Source organism: Dysgonomonas sp. ZJ709 (assembly GCF_011039195.1).
Taxonomy (GTDB): Bacteria; Bacteroidota; Bacteroidia; order Bacteroidales; family Dysgonomonadaceae; genus Dysgonomonas.
In genome coordinates, this window is sequence record NZ_JAAKEM010000031.1 from 1 (window position 1) to 22,724 (window position 22,724).

21 protein-coding genes and 1 pseudogene are annotated in these 22,724 nt (G+C 36.3%); 7 read left to right on the forward strand and 15 right to left on the reverse strand.

Going from position 1 to position 22,724, the window contains the following annotated elements:
• The 10 genes and pseudogenes from G7Y56_RS15655 to G7Y56_RS15700 all read right to left on the reverse strand — a co-directional run.
• A pseudogene (locus G7Y56_RS15655) lies at nt 1-537 on the reverse strand (hypothetical protein); the annotation flags it as partial.
• Nucleotides 538-548: 11 nt separating this feature from the next.
• The gene (locus G7Y56_RS15660; protein WP_165044975.1) at nt 549-3,908 is read right to left on the reverse strand and encodes an RHS repeat domain-containing protein; all 3,360 of its coding nucleotides are present in this window, start codon (nt 3,906-3,908) and stop codon (nt 549-551) included.
• Between the two features lie 5 nt (nt 3,909-3,913).
• Nucleotides 3,914-5,053, reverse strand: coding sequence for a T9SS type A sorting domain-containing protein (locus tag G7Y56_RS15665; RefSeq protein WP_165044977.1), 1,140 nt, complete (start codon nt 5,051-5,053; stop codon nt 3,914-3,916).
• A gap of 413 nt (nt 5,054-5,466) precedes the next feature.
• Nucleotides 5,467-5,877, reverse strand: a complete 411-nt coding sequence (locus G7Y56_RS15670; protein WP_165044979.1) for a hypothetical protein — start codon at nt 5,875-5,877, stop codon at nt 5,467-5,469.
• 7 nt (nt 5,878-5,884) lie between these two features.
• Nucleotides 5,885-6,502, reverse strand: coding sequence for a hypothetical protein (locus tag G7Y56_RS15675; RefSeq protein WP_165044981.1), 618 nt, complete (start codon nt 6,500-6,502; stop codon nt 5,885-5,887).
• 241 nt (nt 6,503-6,743) lie between these two features.
• The gene (locus tag G7Y56_RS15680; protein ID WP_165044983.1) at nt 6,744-7,259 is read right to left on the reverse strand and encodes a hypothetical protein; all 516 of its coding nucleotides are present in this window, start codon (nt 7,257-7,259) and stop codon (nt 6,744-6,746) included.
• A 27-nt stretch (nt 7,260-7,286) separates the two neighbouring features.
• Complete coding sequence (locus tag G7Y56_RS15685; RefSeq protein WP_165044985.1) at nt 7,287-7,646, reverse strand: M48 family metallopeptidase; 360 nt, start codon at nt 7,644-7,646, stop codon at nt 7,287-7,289.
• A 21-nt stretch (nt 7,647-7,667) separates the two neighbouring features.
• A complete protein-coding gene (locus G7Y56_RS15690) occupies nt 7,668-7,916 on the reverse strand; it encodes a hypothetical protein (protein ID WP_165044987.1) in 249 nt (82 codons plus the stop codon).
• A gap of 384 nt (nt 7,917-8,300) precedes the next feature.
• Complete coding sequence (locus G7Y56_RS15695; protein ID WP_165044989.1) at nt 8,301-8,729, reverse strand: hypothetical protein; 429 nt, start codon at nt 8,727-8,729, stop codon at nt 8,301-8,303.
• 37 nt (nt 8,730-8,766) lie between these two features.
• Complete coding sequence (locus tag G7Y56_RS15700; protein ID WP_165044990.1) at nt 8,767-9,147, reverse strand: hypothetical protein; 381 nt, start codon at nt 9,145-9,147, stop codon at nt 8,767-8,769.
• A 433-nt stretch (nt 9,148-9,580) separates the two neighbouring features.
• Here G7Y56_RS15700 and G7Y56_RS15705 point away from each other — a divergent pair, with 433 nt between their 5' ends.
• The 3 genes from G7Y56_RS15705 to G7Y56_RS15715 all read left to right on the forward strand — a co-directional run bounded on the left by G7Y56_RS15705 (nt 9,581) and on the right by G7Y56_RS15715 (nt 11,762).
• Nucleotides 9,581-10,177: a LemA family protein gene (locus G7Y56_RS15705; RefSeq protein ID WP_165044992.1), complete on the forward strand. Its 597-nt coding sequence runs from the start codon at nt 9,581-9,583 to the stop codon at nt 10,175-10,177.
• A gap of 8 nt (nt 10,178-10,185) precedes the next feature.
• On the forward strand, nt 10,186-10,956 hold the full coding sequence (locus tag G7Y56_RS15710) for a YgcG family protein (protein ID WP_165044994.1): 771 nt from the start codon (nt 10,186-10,188) through the stop codon (nt 10,954-10,956).
• A 401-nt stretch (nt 10,957-11,357) separates the two neighbouring features.
• Nucleotides 11,358-11,762 (forward strand): GNAT family N-acetyltransferase, encoded by a 405-nt coding sequence (locus G7Y56_RS15715; protein WP_165022066.1) that lies wholly within the window; start codon nt 11,358-11,360, stop codon nt 11,760-11,762.
• A 13-nt stretch (nt 11,763-11,775) separates the two neighbouring features.
• Here G7Y56_RS15715 and G7Y56_RS15720 read toward each other — a convergent pair whose 3' ends face one another.
• On the reverse strand, nt 11,776-12,561 hold the full coding sequence (locus G7Y56_RS15720; RefSeq protein ID WP_165044996.1) for a PhzF family phenazine biosynthesis protein: 786 nt from the start codon (nt 12,559-12,561) through the stop codon (nt 11,776-11,778).
• Between the two features lie 311 nt (nt 12,562-12,872).
• On the opposite strand from G7Y56_RS15720, the gene G7Y56_RS15725 reads away from it, so the two are divergent.
• The 3 genes from G7Y56_RS15725 to G7Y56_RS15735 all read left to right on the forward strand — a co-directional run bounded on the left by G7Y56_RS15725 (nt 12,873) and on the right by G7Y56_RS15735 (nt 14,917).
• Nucleotides 12,873-13,199, forward strand: a complete 327-nt coding sequence (locus G7Y56_RS15725; protein ID WP_165044998.1) for a Bor family protein — start codon at nt 12,873-12,875, stop codon at nt 13,197-13,199.
• A gap of 450 nt (nt 13,200-13,649) precedes the next feature.
• Nucleotides 13,650-14,006 (forward strand): hypothetical protein, encoded by a 357-nt coding sequence (locus G7Y56_RS15730; RefSeq protein ID WP_165045000.1) that lies wholly within the window; start codon nt 13,650-13,652, stop codon nt 14,004-14,006.
• A 449-nt stretch (nt 14,007-14,455) separates the two neighbouring features.
• On the forward strand, nt 14,456-14,917 hold the full coding sequence (locus G7Y56_RS15735; protein ID WP_165045002.1) for a hypothetical protein: 462 nt from the start codon (nt 14,456-14,458) through the stop codon (nt 14,915-14,917).
• Between the two features lie 37 nt (nt 14,918-14,954).
• Here the strand turns inward: G7Y56_RS15735 and G7Y56_RS15740 are convergent, their stop codons facing one another.
• The 4 genes from G7Y56_RS15740 to G7Y56_RS18685 form a co-directional block, all read right to left on the reverse strand.
• Nucleotides 14,955-17,678: a hypothetical protein gene (locus G7Y56_RS15740; protein WP_165045004.1), complete on the reverse strand. Its 2,724-nt coding sequence runs from the start codon at nt 17,676-17,678 to the stop codon at nt 14,955-14,957.
• A gap of 224 nt (nt 17,679-17,902) precedes the next feature.
• Nucleotides 17,903-19,090 carry a DUF5009 domain-containing protein gene (locus G7Y56_RS15745; RefSeq protein WP_165045006.1) on the reverse strand — a complete coding sequence of 396 codons (1,188 nt, stop codon included), beginning with the start codon at nt 19,088-19,090 and terminating at the stop codon, nt 17,903-17,905.
• Between the two features lie 356 nt (nt 19,091-19,446).
• The gene (locus G7Y56_RS15750; RefSeq protein ID WP_255498772.1) at nt 19,447-20,337 is read right to left on the reverse strand and encodes a terminase large subunit; all 891 of its coding nucleotides are present in this window, start codon (nt 20,335-20,337) and stop codon (nt 19,447-19,449) included.
• Nucleotides 20,334-20,699, reverse strand: coding sequence for a hypothetical protein (locus G7Y56_RS18685; RefSeq protein ID WP_255498773.1), 366 nt, complete (start codon nt 20,697-20,699; stop codon nt 20,334-20,336). The genes G7Y56_RS15750 and G7Y56_RS18685 overlap by 4 nt, the downstream gene beginning before the upstream one ends.
• 354 nt (nt 20,700-21,053) lie before the next feature.
• On the opposite strand from G7Y56_RS18685, the gene G7Y56_RS15755 reads away from it, so the two are divergent.
• A complete protein-coding gene (locus tag G7Y56_RS15755) occupies nt 21,054-22,571 on the forward strand; it encodes a redoxin family protein (protein WP_165045008.1) in 1,518 nt (505 codons plus the stop codon).
• The last annotated feature ends 153 nt before the right edge of the window (nt 22,572-22,724 follow it).

Here is a 22,724-nt window from a genome sequence, read left to right on the forward strand (position 1 = left end):
TTCGTTGATATGGTTCTCTACTTCGGATAGTGCGGGTAGGTTGTATTCTTTGTGAAATACATAGTCGGGCCAGTTGGCGGCTTCTATTTTTACTTCTTTGGCGCGAATTACACCGTTGACCTCGAGTCTGGAAGTAGGATTAGATATTCCTATGCCGACATTACCTCCGGGAGAAATGCGCATGCGTTCTACTAGATCAGTTGTTCCTGAATTAGTACCTGTAGGATTAGTAAAGAAAGCCAAAGCTGTACTTTGTACATAGGCTTTGTTTGCAACATGACAGTTGAATCTTATGGCGGCTATACGGGCTCCTATTTGATCGGCAGCTATATCACGGTAGCCACTAAAATCGAGATTGTATTGGGCGGTAACACTTCCTATTGGAACCTCCCGATTGCCAAAATCACCTATTTTTCCTATACGAAGGTTTCCTCCATCGGTTAAGGCTACGTGAAGGTTACCATTGATTGTTTGGTTTTGACTGTATATGAAAACTGTTATTAGTAATAAGGCTAGTAGTAATAGTATATTTTTCATAATTGTATATCTTATTTATTCTTGTAATTATAGTTGTAAGACTGAACTACTTTTTTTACGCCACCTTCTATGATATACGTTTCTGTTAATCTGCCAAATGCGTCATAGTTATAATATGTTGTAATACCTGAAGGGTCGGTGGTTGCTGTTACTCCCACTAAGGGCTTATAAGTATAGGTACTAATAAGTGCATTAGGTATATTCTTCCTTATCGTAGCTTCGGTGGTCGCATTAGGGATTGTTGTTCCTGTCGTATTATATCCACTGAAAGACTTTACGGCAGTGTCATATTTCTCATTCTGAACAATGGCAATAGGATATAAATTATTTGCATCCCAGATGTAAGAGGTGTGCGTATTGTCTGGATTATATGATTCGAGCAGTCGCCCTTTGGCATTGTATGTAGTGAACATATGATCTAATTTATAGTAATTTGAATATGAACTTAATGCTATCGGAGATAAGGACTTGAATGAGTACATTTTGGTCGGTAAATATGTATTTAAGGTGTCTTTAAACTGTGTTTTCGATGCAGCTACTACACTGTTATTAATTAATGATATGTTTTCGATAGGGATTCCAACCATGTTTTTTGTTACCATACCTTTGCTGATAGCATCTGTATAATCGAATGGATATTTGGTAGTTTGTTCTGTAGCTTGCCCTTTACTATCTTGTGTTTTTACAGAATTTTTCAAAAAATAGGTATTAGCATAGCCGTAATTGATGGTTTGGGTTTGCGCTAAGCTGCCATTAATGTAGTTCTCGACAACTTCTGTGTCTACTACATATCGTTTTGAAATCCTGTCATAAAATTTCCACAAACCACCCGGTGCTGAAAATATTGAAGGCCTGTATATTTTGAGACCTTTAATTTTCTCTTCTTCTTTTAATGTATAATTATATGATTTTCTCTCTTGAATTTGATTACTTGAATTATACACTGCAAATATTATCGGGTAACCGTTGAGAGGATTTGTATTCGATGGGTAGTCGGGAAGATCCTCGCTATTTTTATAATCATCTGACTGGTTATGGAATTGAAAATAAGAGTAACCCAGATTCTTATTTGCTCCCGTATATTCTTTTACATAAGAGTAACCCACAGGATTTCCTTGTGCGGAATTACTAACCGGAATGTTTGAGTTTGTGGTTCCAATAAGATATATATAACCTACAGGAGTGCCAGGTGTCGTTCTAAATATAGGTAAAGGATGGATAGTTGTCTGACTGAATACTAAATACCTGTAATGTGCCGGAGGAGTCATTAATATTGCAGAACTGTAGCCTGTTAACGGGCTTGTGTAATCATAATATTTATATTCTTCTTTTCCGCTTTCTGATATGTTTTTTATTTCTTTTATGCGTAAACCTGCTTCATTGGGTATTTCTTCTTTTATGACTTCTTTTAAAAATGTCGACGATACTCTTGCGCTGAATCCTGTGAAAGTTAAAGGATTCACTTCAAGAGACAATCTGTATGTGCCGGGAGATAATTTTGCATAAATTAGCTGTTTATTTTTATTTTCATCTTCAGCCTCAACATATGTCATGTTTAAATCAAACTGTTTGTATTCTTTGTAATTTGTTGTGTATGCTCCGTTTATGAGTTTTTCGATGCGTAATGTGTTGAGATTTGGTCTATTTCTGTCTGACACAATAGCAGGATTGAATCCGTCATCTACATTTATTTTGTTAGTGGTAACCGAAAAATCAATTGCTATTGTCGTAACTCCGTCATCAAAGGGATCCGGAACAACTAGGATGGATTCACTATAATCTTTTTTAGGAGGGTATGCTTTCTCAAAAGGGTGAAAGCTAACAGAAGCCATGGCAAACCCGGTACTCCACTCACTAAAAGTTCTTTTATTGAATTGATGCGTTTCGTAAGTAAATCCTGATGTGCCTCCCGTTGGATATTGTATGGATGTTAATATTCCATTTTGCATCACGGCTGGATTCGATGCTTTATTTCTTCCAAAAAAGGGTTTCAGACTTGTAGGTACAGAGGGGATGGTATAGAATGTTGTATTGGCTGGGTTTTGCAACTCCCCTTTATTATAAAATCCCCAATAATCGGTTTCCAGGGAGTTTTTTGCCGGCAATTCATTTTTATTATATGAAAAAATATGGGTAGAAGCAGATGTGCTTCCTGACAATTCTTTTATATTATCTAATAACAGTCGGCAGTTTAAATAACTAGACTGGTTTCCCAGATAAGAATGATTGAGATTTACATCTTTTATAATAGTGCTATTTATCGTGTTCTTTACTGTGATTTTATTTATTCTTTTAGGTTCGTTAATCCCTGCATCATAATCTAAATCGACTCTTTTATCTCCACCAAAGGTAATAGTACCGCCATTAAATGAGATTGAACTAATCCTCTGTTGAGTTATTTTTGAATATGAATAAATGAAGTTTCTAAGTTGTGCCGGATAATTAATTGGTTCATGTCCTTCTATTATCATCTTGATTCTAAGATTTGTGTCCTCACTTACCATTGTTGGGGTACAAATATTTTCAGCAGTATAAGAAAATGCAATTTTATTTTTAAGTGGCGACACTATCGAGTCCAAGCACCACGCGCTTATGTTCGGGGTGAAATTATCAGGATTGGTAAATATTCGGGGTGTTTGTCTGGTATATTCAAGATGAGGAGGGTTTGTATTGTCTGGTATTACAACAGAATAAGTTTGTGTTGTTTCTCTTTTTCCAAAATAGTAGGCATATCCGTCGGCATCGTAGGCGGTGAACATATTACCATTAGGACTTACACTGTATTTAATGGATACATAATCTTTCTTGTCCATTATTACTCCATTCGGATCTCCTTTTTTAAAGAACATGCGCCCAGAGTAGTTCCCAAAATTAAAGTAGAATATATCTGGTTCAGGATCAGAACTTCCTTCAACATATCCTCTATAGTTTTCATAATTGATGGGCATTATTGGATAATTATCTGCACCGATATTTGTTGGGAATTTATTATCCTTATAATAACCATTATTAGCACTGTTTTCAGGGTTAAAGTCGTCGAGACCTCTTTGAGACTTTGAAATAATTCCTCCGGCATTCAATGTCCAGCCAAGTCCTACAGAACTAGCTTCTTGTGAGACTCTTATTCCGGACGCATGGTATGACAAACTGATAGGGAATTTCTTTCCATCTAAATCGATTTCGTAAATTGGGATTGATATGTTGGGAGTGCCTGTATAGTGCCCTACGGGAATAGCTCCATAAAGTCCTAAAGATGCGGCATTAGGTGATGCCGGTATCAGCTTGCTCTTTTCCATCATATAGCTTTCTTGAGCGAACCCCATTCCTATTGATAATATACTTATGTATATAATTGCTATAATTTTTCTCATTCTCTTTATTTTTTAATAATCTTCTCATTCACAACCAAGTTATTCACTGTAATCCTCAGGATGTAGTTTCTGGGATACAGGTTGCTGCAATCAATACTCTCATAATACCTTCCCGGTTTTCTATCCTGTGCCTTCACCCTTTTGACCGGCATACCATCCATAGAATAGATTTCAAATGCAATTTTAGCATCCAGCTTAACCTCATAGTCCAGCGTTAAAAGAGACTCCACCGGATTAGGATATATCTTACAAGAGACTATATCCTCTATAAAAACAGATTTGGTATTCTCATCCGTTTGTTCCCCATTCTCCCCTTGGCGATCCATATTCCAGTTCTCCTCGATCAAAGCCAGATTCTCAGGATCAGTTTCTAAATACAGATGATCCTGCAAAGGGAAAAAGAAAGCTGTAGCAAATACCTCCGAATTATCCCTTAAGTTGATATTACGTACTGTCTCAAAGACAGGATAACGATACCCTTTGGTATACCAGCGGTAAGTCTCCACCTGATTATTGGAGATCACAAGTGAGTCACCTTCCAGTTCGGCTATCGTCTGTATATTCTTTACCCTTAAAACAGGATTCAAAGAATCCCCTGTCGGCAAAATAATCTTTCCGAAAGCATCGGCATAAGTCGTTACTGTGCCACGCGTATAAATATCCACTGTATTCGAATACAAACCCTGTGACGAATAATTGGACTGAGCCATTTGCCCATAATTCATAGGAAAAGGAAGAAAAAGAATAGGCTCCTTATACTTCAGGCGTATAGCCGGATTCTCATGCCCCAATAAAAATAACGAATCATTTCTGAAGTGATAGTAGTACATCGTATTATGCTCCGTTCCCACAATAAGCTCATCAGGCAAAACCCTCTTTACATCATACGTCTTCTTAGCCATGATATACAAACTATCACCGATCATAGCAGGAAGCGAATAACCGAGCTTGTATTCATCATTGATGGTCTTAGAACCACTGAAATCCCAGACAATACCCTTTCCCCCATTTCCCGGAGATTGGTATTCGACCTGTTGTTTGATAAGCTCGTCCCCCGAGCGGATACTATTATGAACAGAAGTCAACTGACCAAAAGCAGATACACTCAAGCCCATAGACAACATGAATATCGATATCTTTTTCATAGAAATATAATCGCTAATTTAACAATTTGAATAAATGCAAAATTAACTTAATTTATCGAAAGATCAATGCGCTTGTAGTAGTATTTTAAATGTTTTGTAACAGATTGGTTTTTGGTAGTTGTTTTTTATATTACTGTAATGAAAAGAAAAGATATATTCTATAAGCCTTTCTTCTGCCGGCTTTAGGTTGTATGTGAAGTTGTATATATTCTAATGGATTGTTTTATGTAATTTAATTAGATTCTCGCCAGAGTCACGAAAAATACGCTAGATAGTCAATCTTTAAAAGGATATTTTTTTAAAGCAGTAATTGACGAATTTGTGTGATACAAGAAAAGGGGTTGTCTTTATGATAACCCCTTTTGATATTTTAGCTTGTATGTTGCGCAAGCAAAAACTAGTCTCTCTTTTACTTATTTTCTCTTATCCTCATTAATTGTTTGACCTAATACAAAATAATATTCCTGATTATTACGATAAACATAGAATGTATCAGTACCAGCCGTTTTAGATATTAAATCACCCCGTTGAACAAATGTATCGAAACAAGGGCTACGGTACATATAATTAACAGAGAGATTACCGGAAAACCGTATCCGGGTCTTGTCTTTCAAATCAAGATAAACTGTACCTTTATAGAAGCCTTTTTCCACTTCTTTGTTCCGAACAATGCTGTTTACTACCGTATTCTTATCAAAAAGCGGATAGAATTCTATTTTTGCTTCAGTCTTTTCTTTGTCGTCCTTGATGGTTTTTACTATAAAAAATATAATAATACTCCAAATAACGACAATTATAAGAATAAATGATTTGTTGAATTTCATAAAGTATTTATTTTATATCGCTAAAATAATCAGAAAACTTATTATAGATATTATCAAATTCAGCTCTCCAATTCAGCAAAGTAGGATTGTGAGGATCATTCCTAAGCGCATTATCTAAAGTTTTTTTAGCTTCGTCTTTCTTATTTTGATACATGTATATCTCAATCTTTTTAATTATCAAATCTATATTTTGAGGGTCTTTATCCTGCTTATCACATTCTTTCAAAGCTAAGGAGAAATAGTGATAAGCAGAGTCCTTACTTCCGAATAGCTTATGTTTCATGCCATCATAAATAAGCCTATCGATATTTGTTTGATTTTTGCTTAAGACTTTATCCTTAAGTAGGAAAGCTTCCTTTTTTCTACCTAGCAGTCCTAATATTTGAATTTGCGTATTATAGTTATAATAACGGTTTTTAGTTATCGTATCCTGAGATAAAATAATTTCGTTTAACGATAAGGCATTGTAGAGAGCCATACTATCTCCATCCTGCTGAAATTTAATTATAAGATCAACAATGGAATCTCTTAAGAGAGCAGAAGAATCGACTTCAACTTTCGACTGCTTATGGGAGCAACTTCCAAAAGCAAATGTGCTTAAAATAATTATAACTATATATTTCATTTTATGTATCTCATACATTATAGGGAGTATTTTCTTTATAAGAATGCAATGGCTTAATTAATTATTTCTAGTAAATTCTGGGTGTCAATATTCTCTATTATATCTATTCCCGATTCTATAAGATCTTTATTTAGGGTAGAATCTTTGTCAAGCTCAGCTTTTAATGAATCTATGCAATGCTTGTGATTATTGCTAAATAAATATTTTATAGCATATTTATTTATTAAATTATTCTCTTTATTTATTTTAGTTCAAACTCAACAATGTTACTTTTCAGTTCTATATCTTTAGGGTGAATTAGTTGGAGTATCAACCGTATCGTAAATCTTCCTTTTCTAAATCGGTTTCCTTTAAGATCCGGATCATTCATACAGTTCATACGCTTCGTATTGATAGGTATATTAAAAGATAAGGTTCGATGAGCCTTTATTAACTTAGTGTCATTTTCAAGGTCTGTAGAAATACGGATAAAACGCTTTTCTGGATAGCATTGCTCTGAACCTTCATGCATAATTAGTATGTCCCACTTTATAGGGAACCAAAAAAAAACGCCGAAGGTACTTTTTCTTAAATAAAATTCAGGATTATCAATAATAACATCTTTATTACTATAATTAGTAAATAAAACATTTAGAATTTTTACACTATCGCAACTTTCTTGATTTTTAATATCCAGATGTAGCTCGTAATCACTCGCTTCTTGTCCAAAAAATGTTGCACTTAAGGCTAGAAAGTAAATGAGTATTATTATTTTCATATAATTCTATAGCTTTGTTTAGGCTGCTTAAGCATTAGTACTATCCGTTTGCATAAGTAAGATCATTCCTTTCGCTCCCCAGTATTCAGCAGCTTCCGGTTTGAGAGATATCGCTTTATCTATATAGTCCGTTGCTATTCCATACTCTTCTTTTTGCATCATTATTTGAGCCTTAGTTATATATAAAACCTCCGATTGTGGAGATATTGTTATCGCACTATCTATTAGTCTAATTGCTTCGTCTAGTTTCCCAAAATCGCCGGACGCTAGAATCTCTACAGCTTGTTTTTGGAAATTTAGTGCTTCGGAAGTGTCACTTTTAATAGCATGGGTGCATCCTGCAATAGTTATAAAGACAGATATTGTTATAAAATAGATCTTTTTCATAAAACTTAATTTCTCTTTTCCTTATTTATTTAAAGTTGGACTCCATGGTATAGAATCAATATTCCAATACTTATCATTTTGTAGACAGACACCTTTAATGTTTGATTTTAAAGGTACTAATATTTTTTCTGATGAATGGATATGACCTATAGATGTCACTCGAATGTATAATGTATCATTTTCCATGTTTGTTTCAATACCTTTTATTCGAAGATATGAATCTGCAAAAACAATTTCTAATGTATCATTTGCCACTTTCATCAATCCCATATTATATGCATCTTCGGGAGTATGGCTGCAGCTGCATAATAGAGGTATAATAAATACCGAAATGATTATACATATATATTTCATAGTTATCTTGATTTATCTTATTTGCATAATTAATGAAATGAAACCTTCCTTGTTAAATATTTTATTGAGACGATATTATCCTATATAATCCAGATGGTATCCTTATTCCCTTTGAAAGATAGAGATCCTGTCCTGTTATTATTCATAGACCATTTGCGTCTGATTGTAGACTATTTAGCATGGAATATTTGTTCGATAAATTACTAGTATTGTGGTATTGGTATAACATAAATGTGATTAAACCTATCGTTGATAAAGTAAATATACATATATGGTGTACTGTTGGATATTTTTGTTTTATCAATTTCTCTTATCCTCATTAATCAATTTACCTAATACGAAATAAAATTTGCGATCACTTTTATAAACATAGATTGTATCTGTATTGGCTTTCTTCGATATTGAGTCACCGACTTCCAATAGAGATTCCATACTCGGTTCATCATACAGAAAGTTCCAAGGGCCTCCAAATAAATTCAGCTTGATACCACTTGATAGGTCAACATAACATGAACCTCTGTCGAACATCCCTATAGATGCCTCTTTCTTAGAAACGATTCCTTCTATTGGTAAATTTATATATTCTCTTATTAACGTATAGTTCTCCTCTCTTTCTATCGCATCTTTCTTATTATACCATATAAACAATATGATCAGCGTAAATAATATGAAATAAGCAAGCACCATAAGGTACTTACGACTAAAAAAAAAATTAATAATGTCGTTCATGTACTGCTCTTTTCGTTATTTTCTCCATGTTTAGCTATCACCTGCCCATAATAGAATCTATCCGCTCTTTACTGGCATAATCAAAAGAATATTTTTCTCCATGCTTAATAACGAATAGCGAATCTTTTCCGGCAGGTTTATAAATAGAATCTCCTGTTTGTAAGAAATTAATTAAGGCGTAATGATTTATATTATCGGGATTAATAACTACCTCTTTGGGATAAGCATTGACTGTCGCTGTAAACTTCTTTCCGTCGGCAAGAGATATAAGGAGTGCTCCCCTAGGATTACTATTAGTATATGCATAATAGTGACTAACAATACCCATTATAGCAGAATCTTTTGCTAATGCGGGGTATTCTTCATTTATAGCATCCAACTTCTGTTGCTCTCCTTCTTGGATTAATAAGAAGAGCATAATGCTTATGCATAAGCCGATTAGCAACACAATCATAGTTGCCTTTTTATTGTTTTTCACTAAGGTTATTAAGATTACAATTTATTTCTAATAAGGAGTAAATTTATTATTGTGTAAAGATATTATAAAAATAAAAGAGCCAATGAAAATCATTAACTCTTTTTTAATTGTCATCACTGTCATGTTTCTTCTTCCTACTGTATATCTTGATGATAGTCCTCACAATAAAAATATATAATGTGATGGCTAGAAATAAAATCTGGACAATTCCGACCGCAAAAAGAAATAATAGAATATCTTTCTACCCGCTGTTTCGATTGTTGTAAAAATGACATTCTGCGACTTATCTCAAAAGATAAACTTTTCCATATCATATATTGTTTTATATATCTATACAGAAGTAAATAGAGTATAATACAAAAATTAGATATCAATGAAATCGAAAAGTACTTTAGTCACAGTAGCCGTAATTATCGGTATAATCGTTATCGGACTACTTATAGGAAGTTCCAGTTATAACGGAATGGTGCAAAAAGAAGAAAGTGTCACATCGCAATGGGCGCAGGTACAAAATGCCTATCAGCGACGAGCTGACCTCATACCCAATCTTGTATCGACAGTAAAAGGATATGCAGCCCACGAACAAGGCACATTAGAAGCAGTGGTCGAAGCCCGTGCAAAAGCAACCCAATTGCAGGTAAATGCCGATCAGCTTACCGAAGAAAATCTGAAAAAATATCAGGAAGCACAAGGACAACTAGGTTCGGCATTGGGTAGATTATTAGCCGTGCAGGAAAATTATCCTGACCTGAAAGCAAACACGAATTTCTTAGCATTGCAAGATGAACTCGCAGGAACTGAAAATCGTATTTCTACAGAACGAAAAAGATTTAATGATACGGTACAGGAATATAACCAATCGATCCGTAAATTTCCTCGTAATATTATTGCATCTATACTAGGTTTCGAGAAGAAGGCATACTTTGCGGCAGATGCAGCAAGTCAGTCAGCACCTAAAGTTGAGTTTTAATATTTAAAATGAAACTGAAAAATAAAATAGTATTTCTGCTGTTCCTTATAATCTTTCCGTTATATGGGCAGAACATACCCGACCCGATGTCGCCGCCTCGCTTAGTCAACGACTTTGCGGGCATATTCGATAGTACGCAACAATCGGAGTTGGAGAGCATGTTACGTGCCTACAACGATACTACCTCTACCCAGATTTATGTAGTGACAATCAACGATCTGCAAGGCTACGCCCCTTCCGATTATGCCACTACGCTGGGGCAAAAGTGGGGTGTCGGTCAGAAAGGTAAAGACAATGGTCTCGTAATTCTTATTAAGCCACGTATCGGTAACGAGCGTGGTCAGGTACAGATTGCCACCGGCTATGGAGTAGAACACATTCTGAATGATGCTCGCTGCGGAAGGATTATCGACATCTATATGCTCCCGTATTTTCAGCGTGGAGACTATTACACCGGTACTAAAGATGCTGTAAATGCAATAATGAAATACCTCTCAGGCGAGTTTAATGCCGAGGAACTGGATGATTCCATTCCTGCCGGTGTTATAATTTCGCTCGTGGTGATGATCGGATTCCTTATATATGCCTACTACCTTTCTCATAAGAATAAAGGCAATAACGGAGGTCGTAATTCGTCCGGTGGAACCGGTGGCGGTATGTTCTTTCCTCCACTATTCGGTGGCGGCGGAAGAGGTCGTTCCGGTGGCTGGGGTGGAGGAGGCTTCGGCGGTGGTGGCGGAGGAGGCTTTGGCGGCGGCGGAGCCGGTCGGGGTTTCTGATGTCAGATAGAAATTCTTAAGAAAACATATATTAAAGCACAAGGTCTATAACTTGTGCTTTTTTCGTTTAATATAGAATGTGGGTATTAAATCTTCGATGAGTCTATATCCTTATTTAAAAATCAATAGCTATTTTTGTTTTGGAGCCGGATATCACTTTCTGTTATCCTTATGCATACTTGTCATTCCCAACTGAGAGCCCCTCCTCACCTCCCCCAAGGGGAGGAATACACAGAGGGTTTGGAATAATTATGAGTTATGATATGAGTTAATCACTCTCTGTCATCCCGATACGCAGTGAGGGATCTATTCTGAAATAAGTTAATAGCTATTGGGATGAGGATGCAAAAGAATATTATAAAAATAAAAGTATAGAGAGCTGCATAAATAATAAATATACTATGAATATTGAATACAAAGCGCAAAAAGAATTTACAGAAAAAGAGTTGCAAGACCTGTTTCTCTCTGTTGAGTGGTATCTTGGGCAGTATCCCGATAAACTAGTGATTGCAATGCAAAATTCGTCTGCCGTATTTACAGCATGGGACGGAGATAAGCTCGTCGGACTGATAAGTGCCATCGCCGATGGAGCAACTACGGCTTATCTGCCTAATCTGCTTGTAGATCCTCGCTATCAGCATCTGGGTATCGGACAGAAATTGCTGAACATGATGATCGATCAATACAAAGAATATCTCGGTATTGTACTTATTGCCGACAAGGGTAAAGCCTCATTTTATGAGTGTTGCGGATTTGAAGTTGAAAAAACTCAGGTTCCGATATTCAGAATATCACGTTGGGGCTGATAGGATTTATCTCCTAAACGAATATTTCCCCAATCAGGTATAATCTGCCTTGTCCGCTGATTTCGACTCTGTCGTTGAGGTATTTACATTGTAAATAACCCTTTCGTTCGGATAGCTGAATCGCTGTCATATCATCTTTGCCTAGTACTTTTGCCCAATAAGGAGTCAGGGTGGTATGCGCAGAACCTGTTACCGGATCTTCGTCAATCCCTACTTGTGGAGCGAAAAAACGAGAAACAAAATCGACTTCATTTCCCTTAGCTGTTACAATAACGCCTCTGGCATCGAGCTTAGCAAGGGTTGCAAGGTTGGGATTCATATTTCGTATATCTTCCTCCTTCTCAAAAACAAGCATATAATCTGTTTTTCCTTTATAAGCGTGCTTAGCCTTAGCTTCGAATGGAGCAGTTATATCTTCGGTTAAATCTATTTCGTTGAATACATCAGTCGGGAAATTCAGTGTAAGCAGATCACCTTTTTTTGTTATAGTCAGTTTCCCGCTTCTTGGCGAATAGAAATTAATTATATCCCCAGCATGGTTTTCCAGATTAAACAGAACAAAAGCCGCGGCAAGGGTTGCATGTCCGCACAGATCGACTTCTGTCTTTGGTGTGAACCATCGTAGTTCGTAGCCATCGCCTTGTTTCACATAGAATGCTGTCTCTGCAAGATTATTTTCCATCGCTATTTTCTGCATCAGATCATCTTCGGGCCATTGAGCGAGTGGGCAAACAGCCGCAGGATTTCCCGAAAAAACTTTATCTGCAAACGCATCTATCTGGTATATTTTCTGTCTCATATTTTTTGTTTTTATATGTTTCAAATTTACAATATTTTTATGTGTTTTGTAATATCTTGTAAAAAAGTAAATAGAATATTCATTATATTTCTGACTGTGATGATTGTTTATCTTAATGCTTATTAAATGGCTAAAAATAGAAGTTAAAGAAAAGGATTTGGAAGATGAAGTGTGTAAATGAGAGTAAATGTATTATTATTACACAATTGTGATTAAATTAAATACAAAAGATAGCATAATTAATATTTATATATATAGATTTGCAGCTGATTTAATTAACTCAAAATTTAAACTACTATTAAACATTATTTATGAAATTAAAAAACATTCAACTTTGCTTAATTGCAATGACATGTATGCTAATGACATCATGTTACACAGCTAAAGTGGCTAACGGTAATATTGGTATAACTGAACCTACTGTGAAAGTAAATTCTAAAAAGAATCATTTCTTACTATGGGGATTAGTTCCACTAGGCGAAACTCAAGTAGCTAAAGATTATGTAGGAGACAGAACAGACTATACGACTGAAAATACTTGGACTTTCGTTGACGGATTGCTTAATTGCGTAACATTCGGTATTTACTCACCGACTACTACATCATATTATGTACCACTAGGTGACGTGAAGAAATAATATAGCTGTAAAAAAAGACTAGGGGCTGTTCGAGAAATCGGGCAGCCTTTTTTTATTGGAAGGTATTATTTTTTTGATGAATCTCTCCATGTAATCCTTCAATCTTTAGTAGAAGCCTCCCCAACCCCTCCCAGGGAGGGGCTCTCAGTTCGGGATGACAGAGAGTGATTAACTCATATCATAACTTATCATTCATAACTCATAATTATTTCAAACCCTCTCTGCATTCCTCCCTTAGGGGAGGTTAGGTGGGGCTTTCAGTTCGGAATGACAGAGAGTGGTTTTTCTTTAATCGTTAAAATTAAATTATTATTTATATCTATATCATTTGTATATTATTTATTTATATCTAATAATTATTAAAAATATTTACATACATTGCTGGTGTCTGTTTTTCGAAAAACATTTATTCTGAAAGTTTATTTTTTAAACCTTTAAATATCATTTAGTATGAAAAAGATTGCATTGTTATCTCTTCTATTTTGTTTTTCAGTAATTATGTCTTTCGGTCAAAGTAATTGGATCAGGATAGACAAGCATATACCTTATCCGAGATCGAGCCAGATAACATTTACAGTAACAATCGACGAAGGCTATACCATCGATACGATAGGTGGCGAAGCAGAGTTATTTTGGACATGGTCGGGAAATAAAGTTACATGTACTACAACGGCTGAGGGTTTTAAGAAATTTGTACAGCGACAAGGTGGTGCAGTTCCTCGCTTTGGGTTCACTGCTGATGGAAAGGGTTCTTATCGTACCTATGTTATTTACTTCACATACGATCCTTGGTTCGCGAGTAAATAGATTGATCTGAAAGGGTATGTAAGGCCTCTTGTTTAATTAAAAGCAGTAGACATGTCAGTGTTTATATATCTTGAAGGGTTGTTGATCAGAGGGATCAGCAGCCCTTTTTTTTAGAACTTTTGCTTTCATGAAAATTTGTATAGCTAAAAAATATCTATGAGTGCTAATTCTGGCTGTTTTAAGCAGGGATTAACCGACTACATATTTAAAAATAGTTAAAGTTTCTAGATGGACAAAAAAAAATACATCTCGATTAAACATTTTCAGATGCGACGTGTTTATAGTATGTAGTTTTGTAAAGTTTGTGTTAAGGTTTGGATAGTCTACGATGTGATATTGTGGACTTTCTTTTTTTTATACCCTTCCTATATTAGTATAACAATCAACTCTTTCATTTGTTAAGTATTTCCTAATATATTATCTTTGCGCATTCTTATAAACAGAAAAAGATGAAGAAACTATTTTACTTTACACTACTATTTACACTATGTCTTGGCTTTACTGCTTGTGGTGATGATAAAGAGAATGAACCTATTATCGAACCTGAAAAACCTTTCGTATGGAACGGAGATTGGAACGATCCGAATGACCCCAATTATAAAAAAGATGGTTATAATCCGATAAGAGGAGACTGGCACTCACAGGATGATCTTAATATGAGGATAATTTTCACTTCAGATTTTGTGATGAATATAGCTTTCTATGATAAAATTTATAAGAAATGGAATGTCAATCAGTTTTCAACTGATAAATATATAATCAATGATAATGGTATCCGATATATCAGAAATATCTCTCAACATACAGAAGAATATAAAATTATAAAAGAAAATGGTGAAGAAGTATTGATGATGAGGTACCAATTTCCTGCTGATAAAGAATGGCAAAGGTATAAACGTTATAAAGAATAATAAATAAAAAAGACCGAGTTTTTCTCGGTCTTTTTTATTATACAGATTTTCGGATTAGTTTGAGGCTTGCTTTTTTTCTATTCATCGGGTCGTACCCATCTATTTCTGCGACATAGTACAGATCGTTGTTGAATTGTACCCAGCTATTATCTACACGACTATATTCTTCGGGTGTCAGATAGCATTCTACTGTTGTGTATTGATTGTCGGCATCCGCCATTAGTGCAAAATAATTATCAAGAATCGAATGTTCCTCATTCTTATAATGAAGTTTTATCGGATTGCTTCCGTTATATTCGTTCGATACTAATCCAGCTTCAATTTTCACACCACCATCTACTGACGTTGGGTAGATTTCGTTGTCTTTCTTATACCAGAAACGTTGTGCTAGATTTGAATATTTCTTGTTTAACATATCTGCATAATCCCCACTATTTGTCCGTTCCCAAGGTTCTTTTTCCGAGATAACGGGTAGATTGTAGTTTTCTTCCGTACTATTATCTTTTATCGTTTTAAACCAATTGTACGAGAAGTGGGATGCCTGATTAACCCTTTTGTTTTCGGGGCTACCTGTTTCGTACAATCCACCGCCAGTATCACCGTTTTCAGTGTCTCCACTTTTGCTTTTTATAAACCCCTCCTCATTTGTATTGATGCTAAATCCCAGTTCGTATGAAGCGGGTAAGCCTAAAGAGGTATTGCGGCGGTTGCTATTGACATCGGTTTTATTGTCGAGGTTGATAATCGAAGACGTGTTTAACGTCCGTTTTTGTTTGGTATTCAGCTCGAATGTATCTCCTGTGGTCTGTATCAAATCCAGATTGAACGCCTTACAAAAGTTATCAATCCAATCGTTTATTTTTACATTCGATGGCAGGAAGCGTATCAGATTTAGTTTGTTAACTATTGTATCGTTGCTTTCGCTGTAGTCCATCACTGTACCCTCTATGCTTTTGCCTTCGTTGTCTATTTTGAGCCAATCGTCGTTGTACTGAAAAGCCTCTATGTACAAATTATAATCGATGGAGTGGTGAAGCCATCCATGATTGTATGCTTCGGGTTTGCTTCTGCCATCCCATCTGTAATGAACACCTTCGTCGGAATTGCTGATTACAGTTATTTTCTCCCCTTTTTCCAGTTTCACGACTTGCATTACTTCTCCCCAGCTCCATGTTTTAGGTTTCATCATCCATTCCATGGTTACAACTTCATTGCGGCTATTAATCATGTTTATATAAAACATATCTTTATGAGTTGTATATTCCCACTTATTATTTACATATTTAGCTTCCATATAAGGTGGACTGGCCACAGCCGAGTGTGAACGTACTTCATTTTTGCTCCAAGATTGACCTCCTGATGTAGCCATTATATTACAATATCTGCCGCTTTCTTCAGTAGGATTATAGTTCTCGTAATTGCTGCCAAACGAAAAACCGCACAATAGGTTTGCATTTTGGGCAGGGTCTATAAAGTTTACAGATTGTGGTCCTGGTTGCGGAAAATACTGTGCTTTAGTTGCATCCCACTTGTCTTGATCAAGATTGTTTTTGTAAAATACATTATCGTACTGTACTTTTTCAAGATTGAATGCATCATCGTCAAATCTGTCTCTCATCACTTTTATTTCGAAGCGCCTTTCTTCAAGATTCTCATAATGGTAAATCGTTTCATTATTCTTTTGATAGTTCGAACCGATATCAATGATTCTTGGATTTTCATTTAAGACTCCATTTATTGCCTGATGATGAAGTGTAAACGATGAGGTAAAATGAATCTTATACAATCCTGTGTAAGGTATCGTAATTGTCGTTTTCCCATTCTCAGTCGTTATATTGTTCCCCGTATTTGCATATATAAGAGGAGTCGTATTTGTAGAATCGAGCATGTCGACGGCATAAAGAGCATGTCCGTCTTCGGGTTCATTCCTTTTGAATTTTCGTTCGACAAATGTACCTAGCAAAGGCGATGGTCGTTTCACATAATTACTCCAATCTCCCCTTATACCTATTTGCCCCAGAGTTCCATAGTTCCATGGCATTTCATATTCGGTCGGGTTCTTATACGACATATAGAGATTGGTCAGCCTTTCGTCGTTGAATGCCGATCCACCCAGATTTAACCCTTCGTTTTTAAATATTGTCTCCAACATTTTCATGCAGTTGACTGATGGAGGGAAATTATCCCGTTTAAAATCTACGTACTCGTCCAGTAGTTCTTTGTCTGTGTATATGCCTTTTTCAGCATCTAGTGGCTTCTTGGGGAGTAGCCCATAGAGAACCAATGGGAATATACATGGTGAAATATCGCCGTATTTATTTTTGTCGTATTCGCCCGTATTATATTTTGTTATCCATGTCTGATCCTCAAAGTCGATTTCCCAGTTTCCTGCTTCATTCATCATTTTCTCAGCAAATATATCCTTCACAGTTTTCTGTGCCGGTATACCTAAGTTTCCTTTGTAATAAGTCTTGGCTATCTCGCTCAATTTGAATTTACCATCGAATATTTTCACACCACCGACTAATAAATGGGCATCGTACAATCTGGCGAATTTGCCCCGTACCTCTTCTGTATTGATATACCCGAAAATAGCGTTGTTAGTAGCCGAAGCAGGCAACGTAATGTCGTACGAACGTTGTGCATCCTTTGTGCTCAACTCCGAAGGATTGAGTAACTGACGTTTGAGATATACAGAGAAGTCTTTCGGATTTTCGATGTCGCACAATTGCTGATTGATGTAGAGTTCTATTCCTGTCATAACCGTTTTATCTTATAGATAAAGATATGAGGAAATGGTGAAAAGGAGCTTCCTCGAACTCTTCTAAAGGCAATCCTCTAATACCCGTCTCTGTCATCCCGAAACGTAGTGAGGGATCTACTTCTTTTATGACAAGACAATAACAATAGATCCCTCACTGCGTTTCGGGATGACAGAGACGGAAAAAAGGGATAACATTAGGGTGGCAATGAAAAGATATAGGCTTATATTTTCAGTTTCACACCCGCCTTACCCAACAAGGCAGTGATACCTATTGTCACAAATGAAAAGATTACGCATTTGACCAGTCCCATAGGAGAAGTCAAAATATCGGCAGGCAGACTGAAAGCGGTCAGCGTAAAGATAGAATAAAGCAGATAAGGTACCAGATAACAAGTCAGTGTGGCAGTACCAGCTGGTTTGATTATATTGAACCAATTAGCTTTACCTTGCATGTCGGTCAGCCAGTAGATAAATATGTAGAATAATATAGAGATACCCGAACATAGAAACAGCCATGTAGGAGTAGCTTGTAATTTCGAAATAATCCACCACGAATGTGACAACCAGCCTAAAAGGAGTATTGCTACACCTGCTCCGAATGCAATTAAGAGCTTTTTGCGTAAAGGAATTTCAGTCTCGGGCTTATTGAATAAAAGAGTGAGCAGCACACCGCTCATCGTGAAAGCATGAAAGCAACCATCGCCCGGGATGATACCACTAAATCCGCCCAGCCAACCGTTAGCACCGGCTATGCAAAGCACAACGAAGGCGATACATGAAAGCATAAGGTAAATCCAGTTGCGACGGAGAAAAAGATAAATAATCGCACATAGCAGATATGTCCACCCGATAAGACCTAATATACCCCACCAATGTTTTTGAAACGGTTCGCCGCTTGCATCCCTGAATATAATCAGTAAAAAAAGGAGAACGGCAACACCTGCAATTTTTAGTCCGTTATAAACATATTTTGCAGTCTTATTTTCTGTTCGTGGGTACACATTCCATATCAGAAAGAATCCGAGCAACATGAGAAGGATAAAGACAGATCGGCTCATCCCTGTGTCGGGCGAAACACCAGATTCGGTATTCACCGTAAAAAGTCCCATTACCAAGAGGGCAATAGCACGTATAACAATGTGCTTAATTATCTCGAACTTAGAATCTTTCTTCTGCAATCGTTTTTCGATAGCCAAAGGGATAGACATGCCCAGTATGAAGAGGAAAGATGGGAATACAATATCCGAGAAACCCAACATATCCTCATTGCCTGCAGCGTGTTCTAACCAATGAGGAACATTAGTGATAGACCATAGATCGTTTACAAAAATCATAAAGAACATTGTGATCGCCCTAAAAATGTCTATGGACGCGATTCGCGGGGTTGAAATGCTGTGGGAAAGAGTCATGGCTTGATCATTTGGTTCTTTAATGCTGCAAGTATAACAAGAGATAAACGATTAGCCAAATGTTTTTAAAAATATTTACTTCGAGGGGTTTAACCTTAACATTTTGTCTGAAATTAACAATTGAGGATTCAACTTCTGTCATTTTTTTGTATGCTATCCCTCTTTCTTCTCTGTCATCCCGATACGCAGTGAGGGATCTGTTCTGAAATAAGCTAATAGCTAATAGCCATTGGCTGATAAACCCAAGAGACAAGAGATCCCTCACTGCGTATCGGGATGACAGCAGCGAGCATTTAGTCCCCCTTGGTGGGATTAGGGGGCTACTCTTGGGAGGGGTTGGGGAGGCTGTTGGGTGTCTACTTCCCCCTTATCACCGAGTAACTTAATGATGTGTTTCGCTCCAGTAATTTATTCAGGCAAACATAACGTTGAGCATCTATCGCATGGTTATAACGGTCGATGGGTGTATTCTTTGCATTGCCGAATTCGTCGGTTTGCCAGCGATAATTCCGATATTCATTTATAATATTTGTGCTACGTGCTGTTGTATGCTTCGTGTATCGGTTGAGAATCGATATACCTGTATTTACACTATCTTTCCCTTTTTGTGCAGGCTCTATACGCCAGCCTTTCGACGCTATTTCACGTATCGATTTCGGTTCGGCACTATCGGCTATGATGGGTGTGTCGCGGGGGATATTCTGCCGGTTCAGAAAGTCGGCTATCATCATATTATCATATCCACGTTCGTAAAGCAGTTCATCTATCCATAGCTCACCATCCGAAAGGCGAATGTCTACTATTGCCGTTGGGTCGTTGGTAAACCCGAAATCAATACCCAACCAGCGTTTCTTATAAGTTGAAGGCAAGGCAGAGACGATATCCCAATTGTGGATAACTGCTCCACGTAGCGAACCTGTCAGTCCTTCACCGTAGACCTGCCACCAGTCTCGGTCGTTGCGGTTCGATTCTATTTCCTTTATTTGTGCATCGGTCAGAAACTGATTATCACGATAAGTGGAATGGATAAGGGTCGAGGTGTCTTGTGTCAGCACTTTTTCGTCGAGCCAGAACTCGAAACAGGGATTGCAGTCAAGAAACACCGTTTCGGTAGTACGGATAGCCAACTGGCGATAGGTTTCGAAGTCGATATTGATACACTCGTTTACATAGAGAATGTTTCGTGACGGGCCATGCACCTTACTCGGGTTATCAGCCGAAAAGAATTCTATGATGGAATTTTTCATCCTGTAAATCTTGTCGGTAGCATTCCAATCGTTTTCGTTCCAGTAACCTTTGTCCGAAAGTATTCTATGATGGAATTTTTCATCCTGTAAATCTTGTCGGTAGCATTCCAATCGTTTTCGTTCCAGTAACCTTTGTCCGAAAGTATGTCCTTAAAATCTCTTATGCATCCTTTTTTGAGGTGGGGCATCGATTCGGAAACGATAGAAATAACAAGAGGCTTTGCCGAATAGTCGGCTATAAAAGCCAGCAATTGCAGAACGCTGTAAGTTTTGGACGAACGGGTCGATCCCTTATTTACTATATACCTGACACGGGCATTGTAGGCTTCGATATTTTTTTGGAATACGGAAGTAAGATTCATAGTCTTTTTAAGTATAGATAAAAGTGGGGAGAAGGGATGAATATTGAATCGGCAAAGAGGCTATACACTTCATACCCCAAATTTTAAAATTGGTCTGAGAATCGGCTATTCTTACTATGTGAAAGTTGGTAATACTATATTTTGAATCTAGAGGGTTTTATTGATTACCTAATGCAATATTGATTATTATTTGTATTTTTTTTCATTTTTTATGGAATCTTCCCAAAAAATCACTCTATGGATCAAGAAAGGAAAAGTATAATTGGAGGTAGTAGTGGACACAGTCTCACTGGCTGTGCATGTTCTGGTGGAAAAACATACAGTTTAGTCATATAATAATTAAAAAAAGAAACAATGAATCACACGTTAACATTTTTTCGTAACAAACTAAAATCTATTTATTGTAAAATAGGTCTTGGAGATAATCGTCAAAGATCGATAAATCTCACAATTATTGGAGGTCTGTTTTTTTGTATATCAGGTGCTTTTGGTCAAAACACAACTATTGTTTTCAATACCAAAGCTAATACCACAATTGGTATTAGTAAAGAAATCGATAATACCTTTACTCGTACACTGACTGATGAGATTAATACAGATACAACAGGAAGTTGTATTTATAGTTGCGATGTGAAAGACTTTCAATTTATAGATTGCTCTTTTTACGATGGTGGAAATGCCTATCTTCTAATAAAGGAGGGCAGTCATTTGACAATAACATACAAAGGAGACCATCAGTTCGAATTTGCAGGTGCAGATAAAGCAGAGCTCGAATTCTATACAAACGACCGTAAAAAAGATATTATTCACCCTTACCTCGATTTATTATTCAATTTTCCCGATGAATCTAGTCTTGAGGATTTTTCATTATTAATTAAAAAATACGATTCGATATTATCAAATACTTTAGACAGTCTTGTCTCAGAGAACACGATATCGCCACAATTTTCAGACATCGTCAAAAATGATTTTTACACGCTAATTGCTTGTACAGCAATTGGAGTTTGTAGAGCTAAATATTTAGAAAATTCGGAAACAAAAGCAAACGAAATTATAAATGGAATTTTAGATGAAATATCTCCGATGATAGATTCAGGAGATATATTGAAATATAGTTTAGGAAGCAGTACTTTAAATATTTATTATACTAACAAATACAGATATTTGGATGAGAAAGAAAAAGAAAAATTATTCTCTAAAAACATCTGGGCAAATTATCTGAGTCCAAACAAGCTTGGATATTTAATAGCACCTGAAGAAATACAGTACAAACTTCTTTCTCTGGAACTACTGGAAAATTATGAAAATGCTGTAATTAGAGGAGATTCGACATTGATCAATCATATATCAGAAATTCGTCCTCAAAATGCTTTCCTTCCGTACATAAAAGAGAAGCGAAACGAATTATTGCTATCTATTAATTCAGATATCAGTGGCGTAAAGTATATAGAAAATACAATCAATGCACTCGAAGATCTCAGTAAGGTCGACGATTTTAGCCAAAAATTTCTATACATAGATTTGTGGGCTACATGGTGTGGACCTTGCATTGGAGAATTCAAACATAGAGATAAACTACACGAACTGCTTTCAAATTACGCGGATATCATCCCTGTCTATATTTCTATAGATGAAGATAGCCATGATACAATTTGGAAAGAAAAAACCAAAGTCTTTAATCTTAACGGCTATCATCTAAGGGCAAATAAAAAATTGGAAGCAGATATCAGAGAAAAGTTATATGAAGGAGGGAGTATTGGTATCCCTCGTTACATACTGTTAGACAAAAATGGCAACATCTTGCAAGAAAATCTATCTCATCCAAGTAATATAGATAAACTTGAACAGGAACTAGATAAACATTTTGATTAAGCAAGTAATTGCTAATAATCATTGTTGACAAAAATAAGGAATAGATTAATATAGCGTTTATTTTGAGTGTTATATGAATATAGGCACTAATCAATATTTATCATTGGTTAGTGTCTATATTGATTTTTTCTCTCTCATTTTACAAAGTGTTTA

Coding starts and splice junctions, on each gene's coding strand:
- G7Y56_RS15660 (WP_165044975.1), bottom strand. CDS start 3,908: ATGAGAAAAATTATAGCAATTATATACATAAGTATATTATCAATAGGA.
- G7Y56_RS15665 (WP_165044977.1), bottom strand. CDS start 5,053: ATGAAAAAGATATCGATATTCATGTTGTCTATGGGCTTGAGTGTATCT.
- G7Y56_RS15670 (WP_165044979.1), bottom strand. CDS start 5,877: ATGAAATTCAACAAATCATTTATTCTTATAATTGTCGTTATTTGGAGT.
- G7Y56_RS15675 (WP_165044981.1), bottom strand. CDS start 6,502: ATGAAATATATAGTTATAATTATTTTAAGCACATTTGCTTTTGGAAGT.
- G7Y56_RS15680 (WP_165044983.1), bottom strand. CDS start 7,259: ATGAAAATAATAATACTCATTTACTTTCTAGCCTTAAGTGCAACATTT.
- G7Y56_RS15685 (WP_165044985.1), bottom strand. CDS start 7,646: ATGAAAAAGATCTATTTTATAACAATATCTGTCTTTATAACTATTGCA.
- G7Y56_RS15690 (WP_165044987.1), bottom strand. CDS start 7,916: ATGGGATTGATGAAAGTGGCAAATGATACATTAGAAATTGTTTTTGCA.
- G7Y56_RS15695 (WP_165044989.1), bottom strand. CDS start 8,729: ATGAACGACATTATTAATTTTTTTTTTAGTCGTAAGTACCTTATGGTG.
- G7Y56_RS15700 (WP_165044990.1), bottom strand. CDS start 9,147: ATGCTCTTCTTATTAATCCAAGAAGGAGAGCAACAGAAGTTGGATGCT.
- G7Y56_RS15705 (WP_165044992.1), top strand. CDS start 9,581: ATGAAATCGAAAAGTACTTTAGTCACAGTAGCCGTAATTATCGGTATA.
- G7Y56_RS15710 (WP_165044994.1), top strand. CDS start 10,186: ATGAAACTGAAAAATAAAATAGTATTTCTGCTGTTCCTTATAATCTTT.
- G7Y56_RS15715 (WP_165022066.1), top strand. CDS start 11,358: ATGAATATTGAATACAAAGCGCAAAAAGAATTTACAGAAAAAGAGTTG.
- G7Y56_RS15720 (WP_165044996.1), bottom strand. CDS start 12,561: ATGAGACAGAAAATATACCAGATAGATGCGTTTGCAGATAAAGTTTTT.
- G7Y56_RS15725 (WP_165044998.1), top strand. CDS start 12,873: ATGAAATTAAAAAACATTCAACTTTGCTTAATTGCAATGACATGTATG.
- G7Y56_RS15730 (WP_165045000.1), top strand. CDS start 13,650: ATGAAAAAGATTGCATTGTTATCTCTTCTATTTTGTTTTTCAGTAATT.
- G7Y56_RS15735 (WP_165045002.1), top strand. CDS start 14,456: ATGAAGAAACTATTTTACTTTACACTACTATTTACACTATGTCTTGGC.
- G7Y56_RS15740 (WP_165045004.1), bottom strand. CDS start 17,678: ATGACAGGAATAGAACTCTACATCAATCAGCAATTGTGCGACATCGAA.
- G7Y56_RS15745 (WP_165045006.1), bottom strand. CDS start 19,090: ATGACTCTTTCCCACAGCATTTCAACCCCGCGAATCGCGTCCATAGAC.
- G7Y56_RS15750 (WP_255498772.1), bottom strand. CDS start 20,337: ATGAAAAATTCCATCATAGAATTCTTTTCGGCTGATAACCCGAGTAAG.
- G7Y56_RS18685 (WP_255498773.1), bottom strand. CDS start 20,699: ATGAATCTTACTTCCGTATTCCAAAAAAATATCGAAGCCTACAATGCC.
- G7Y56_RS15755 (WP_165045008.1), top strand. CDS start 21,054: ATGAATCACACGTTAACATTTTTTCGTAACAAACTAAAATCTATTTAT.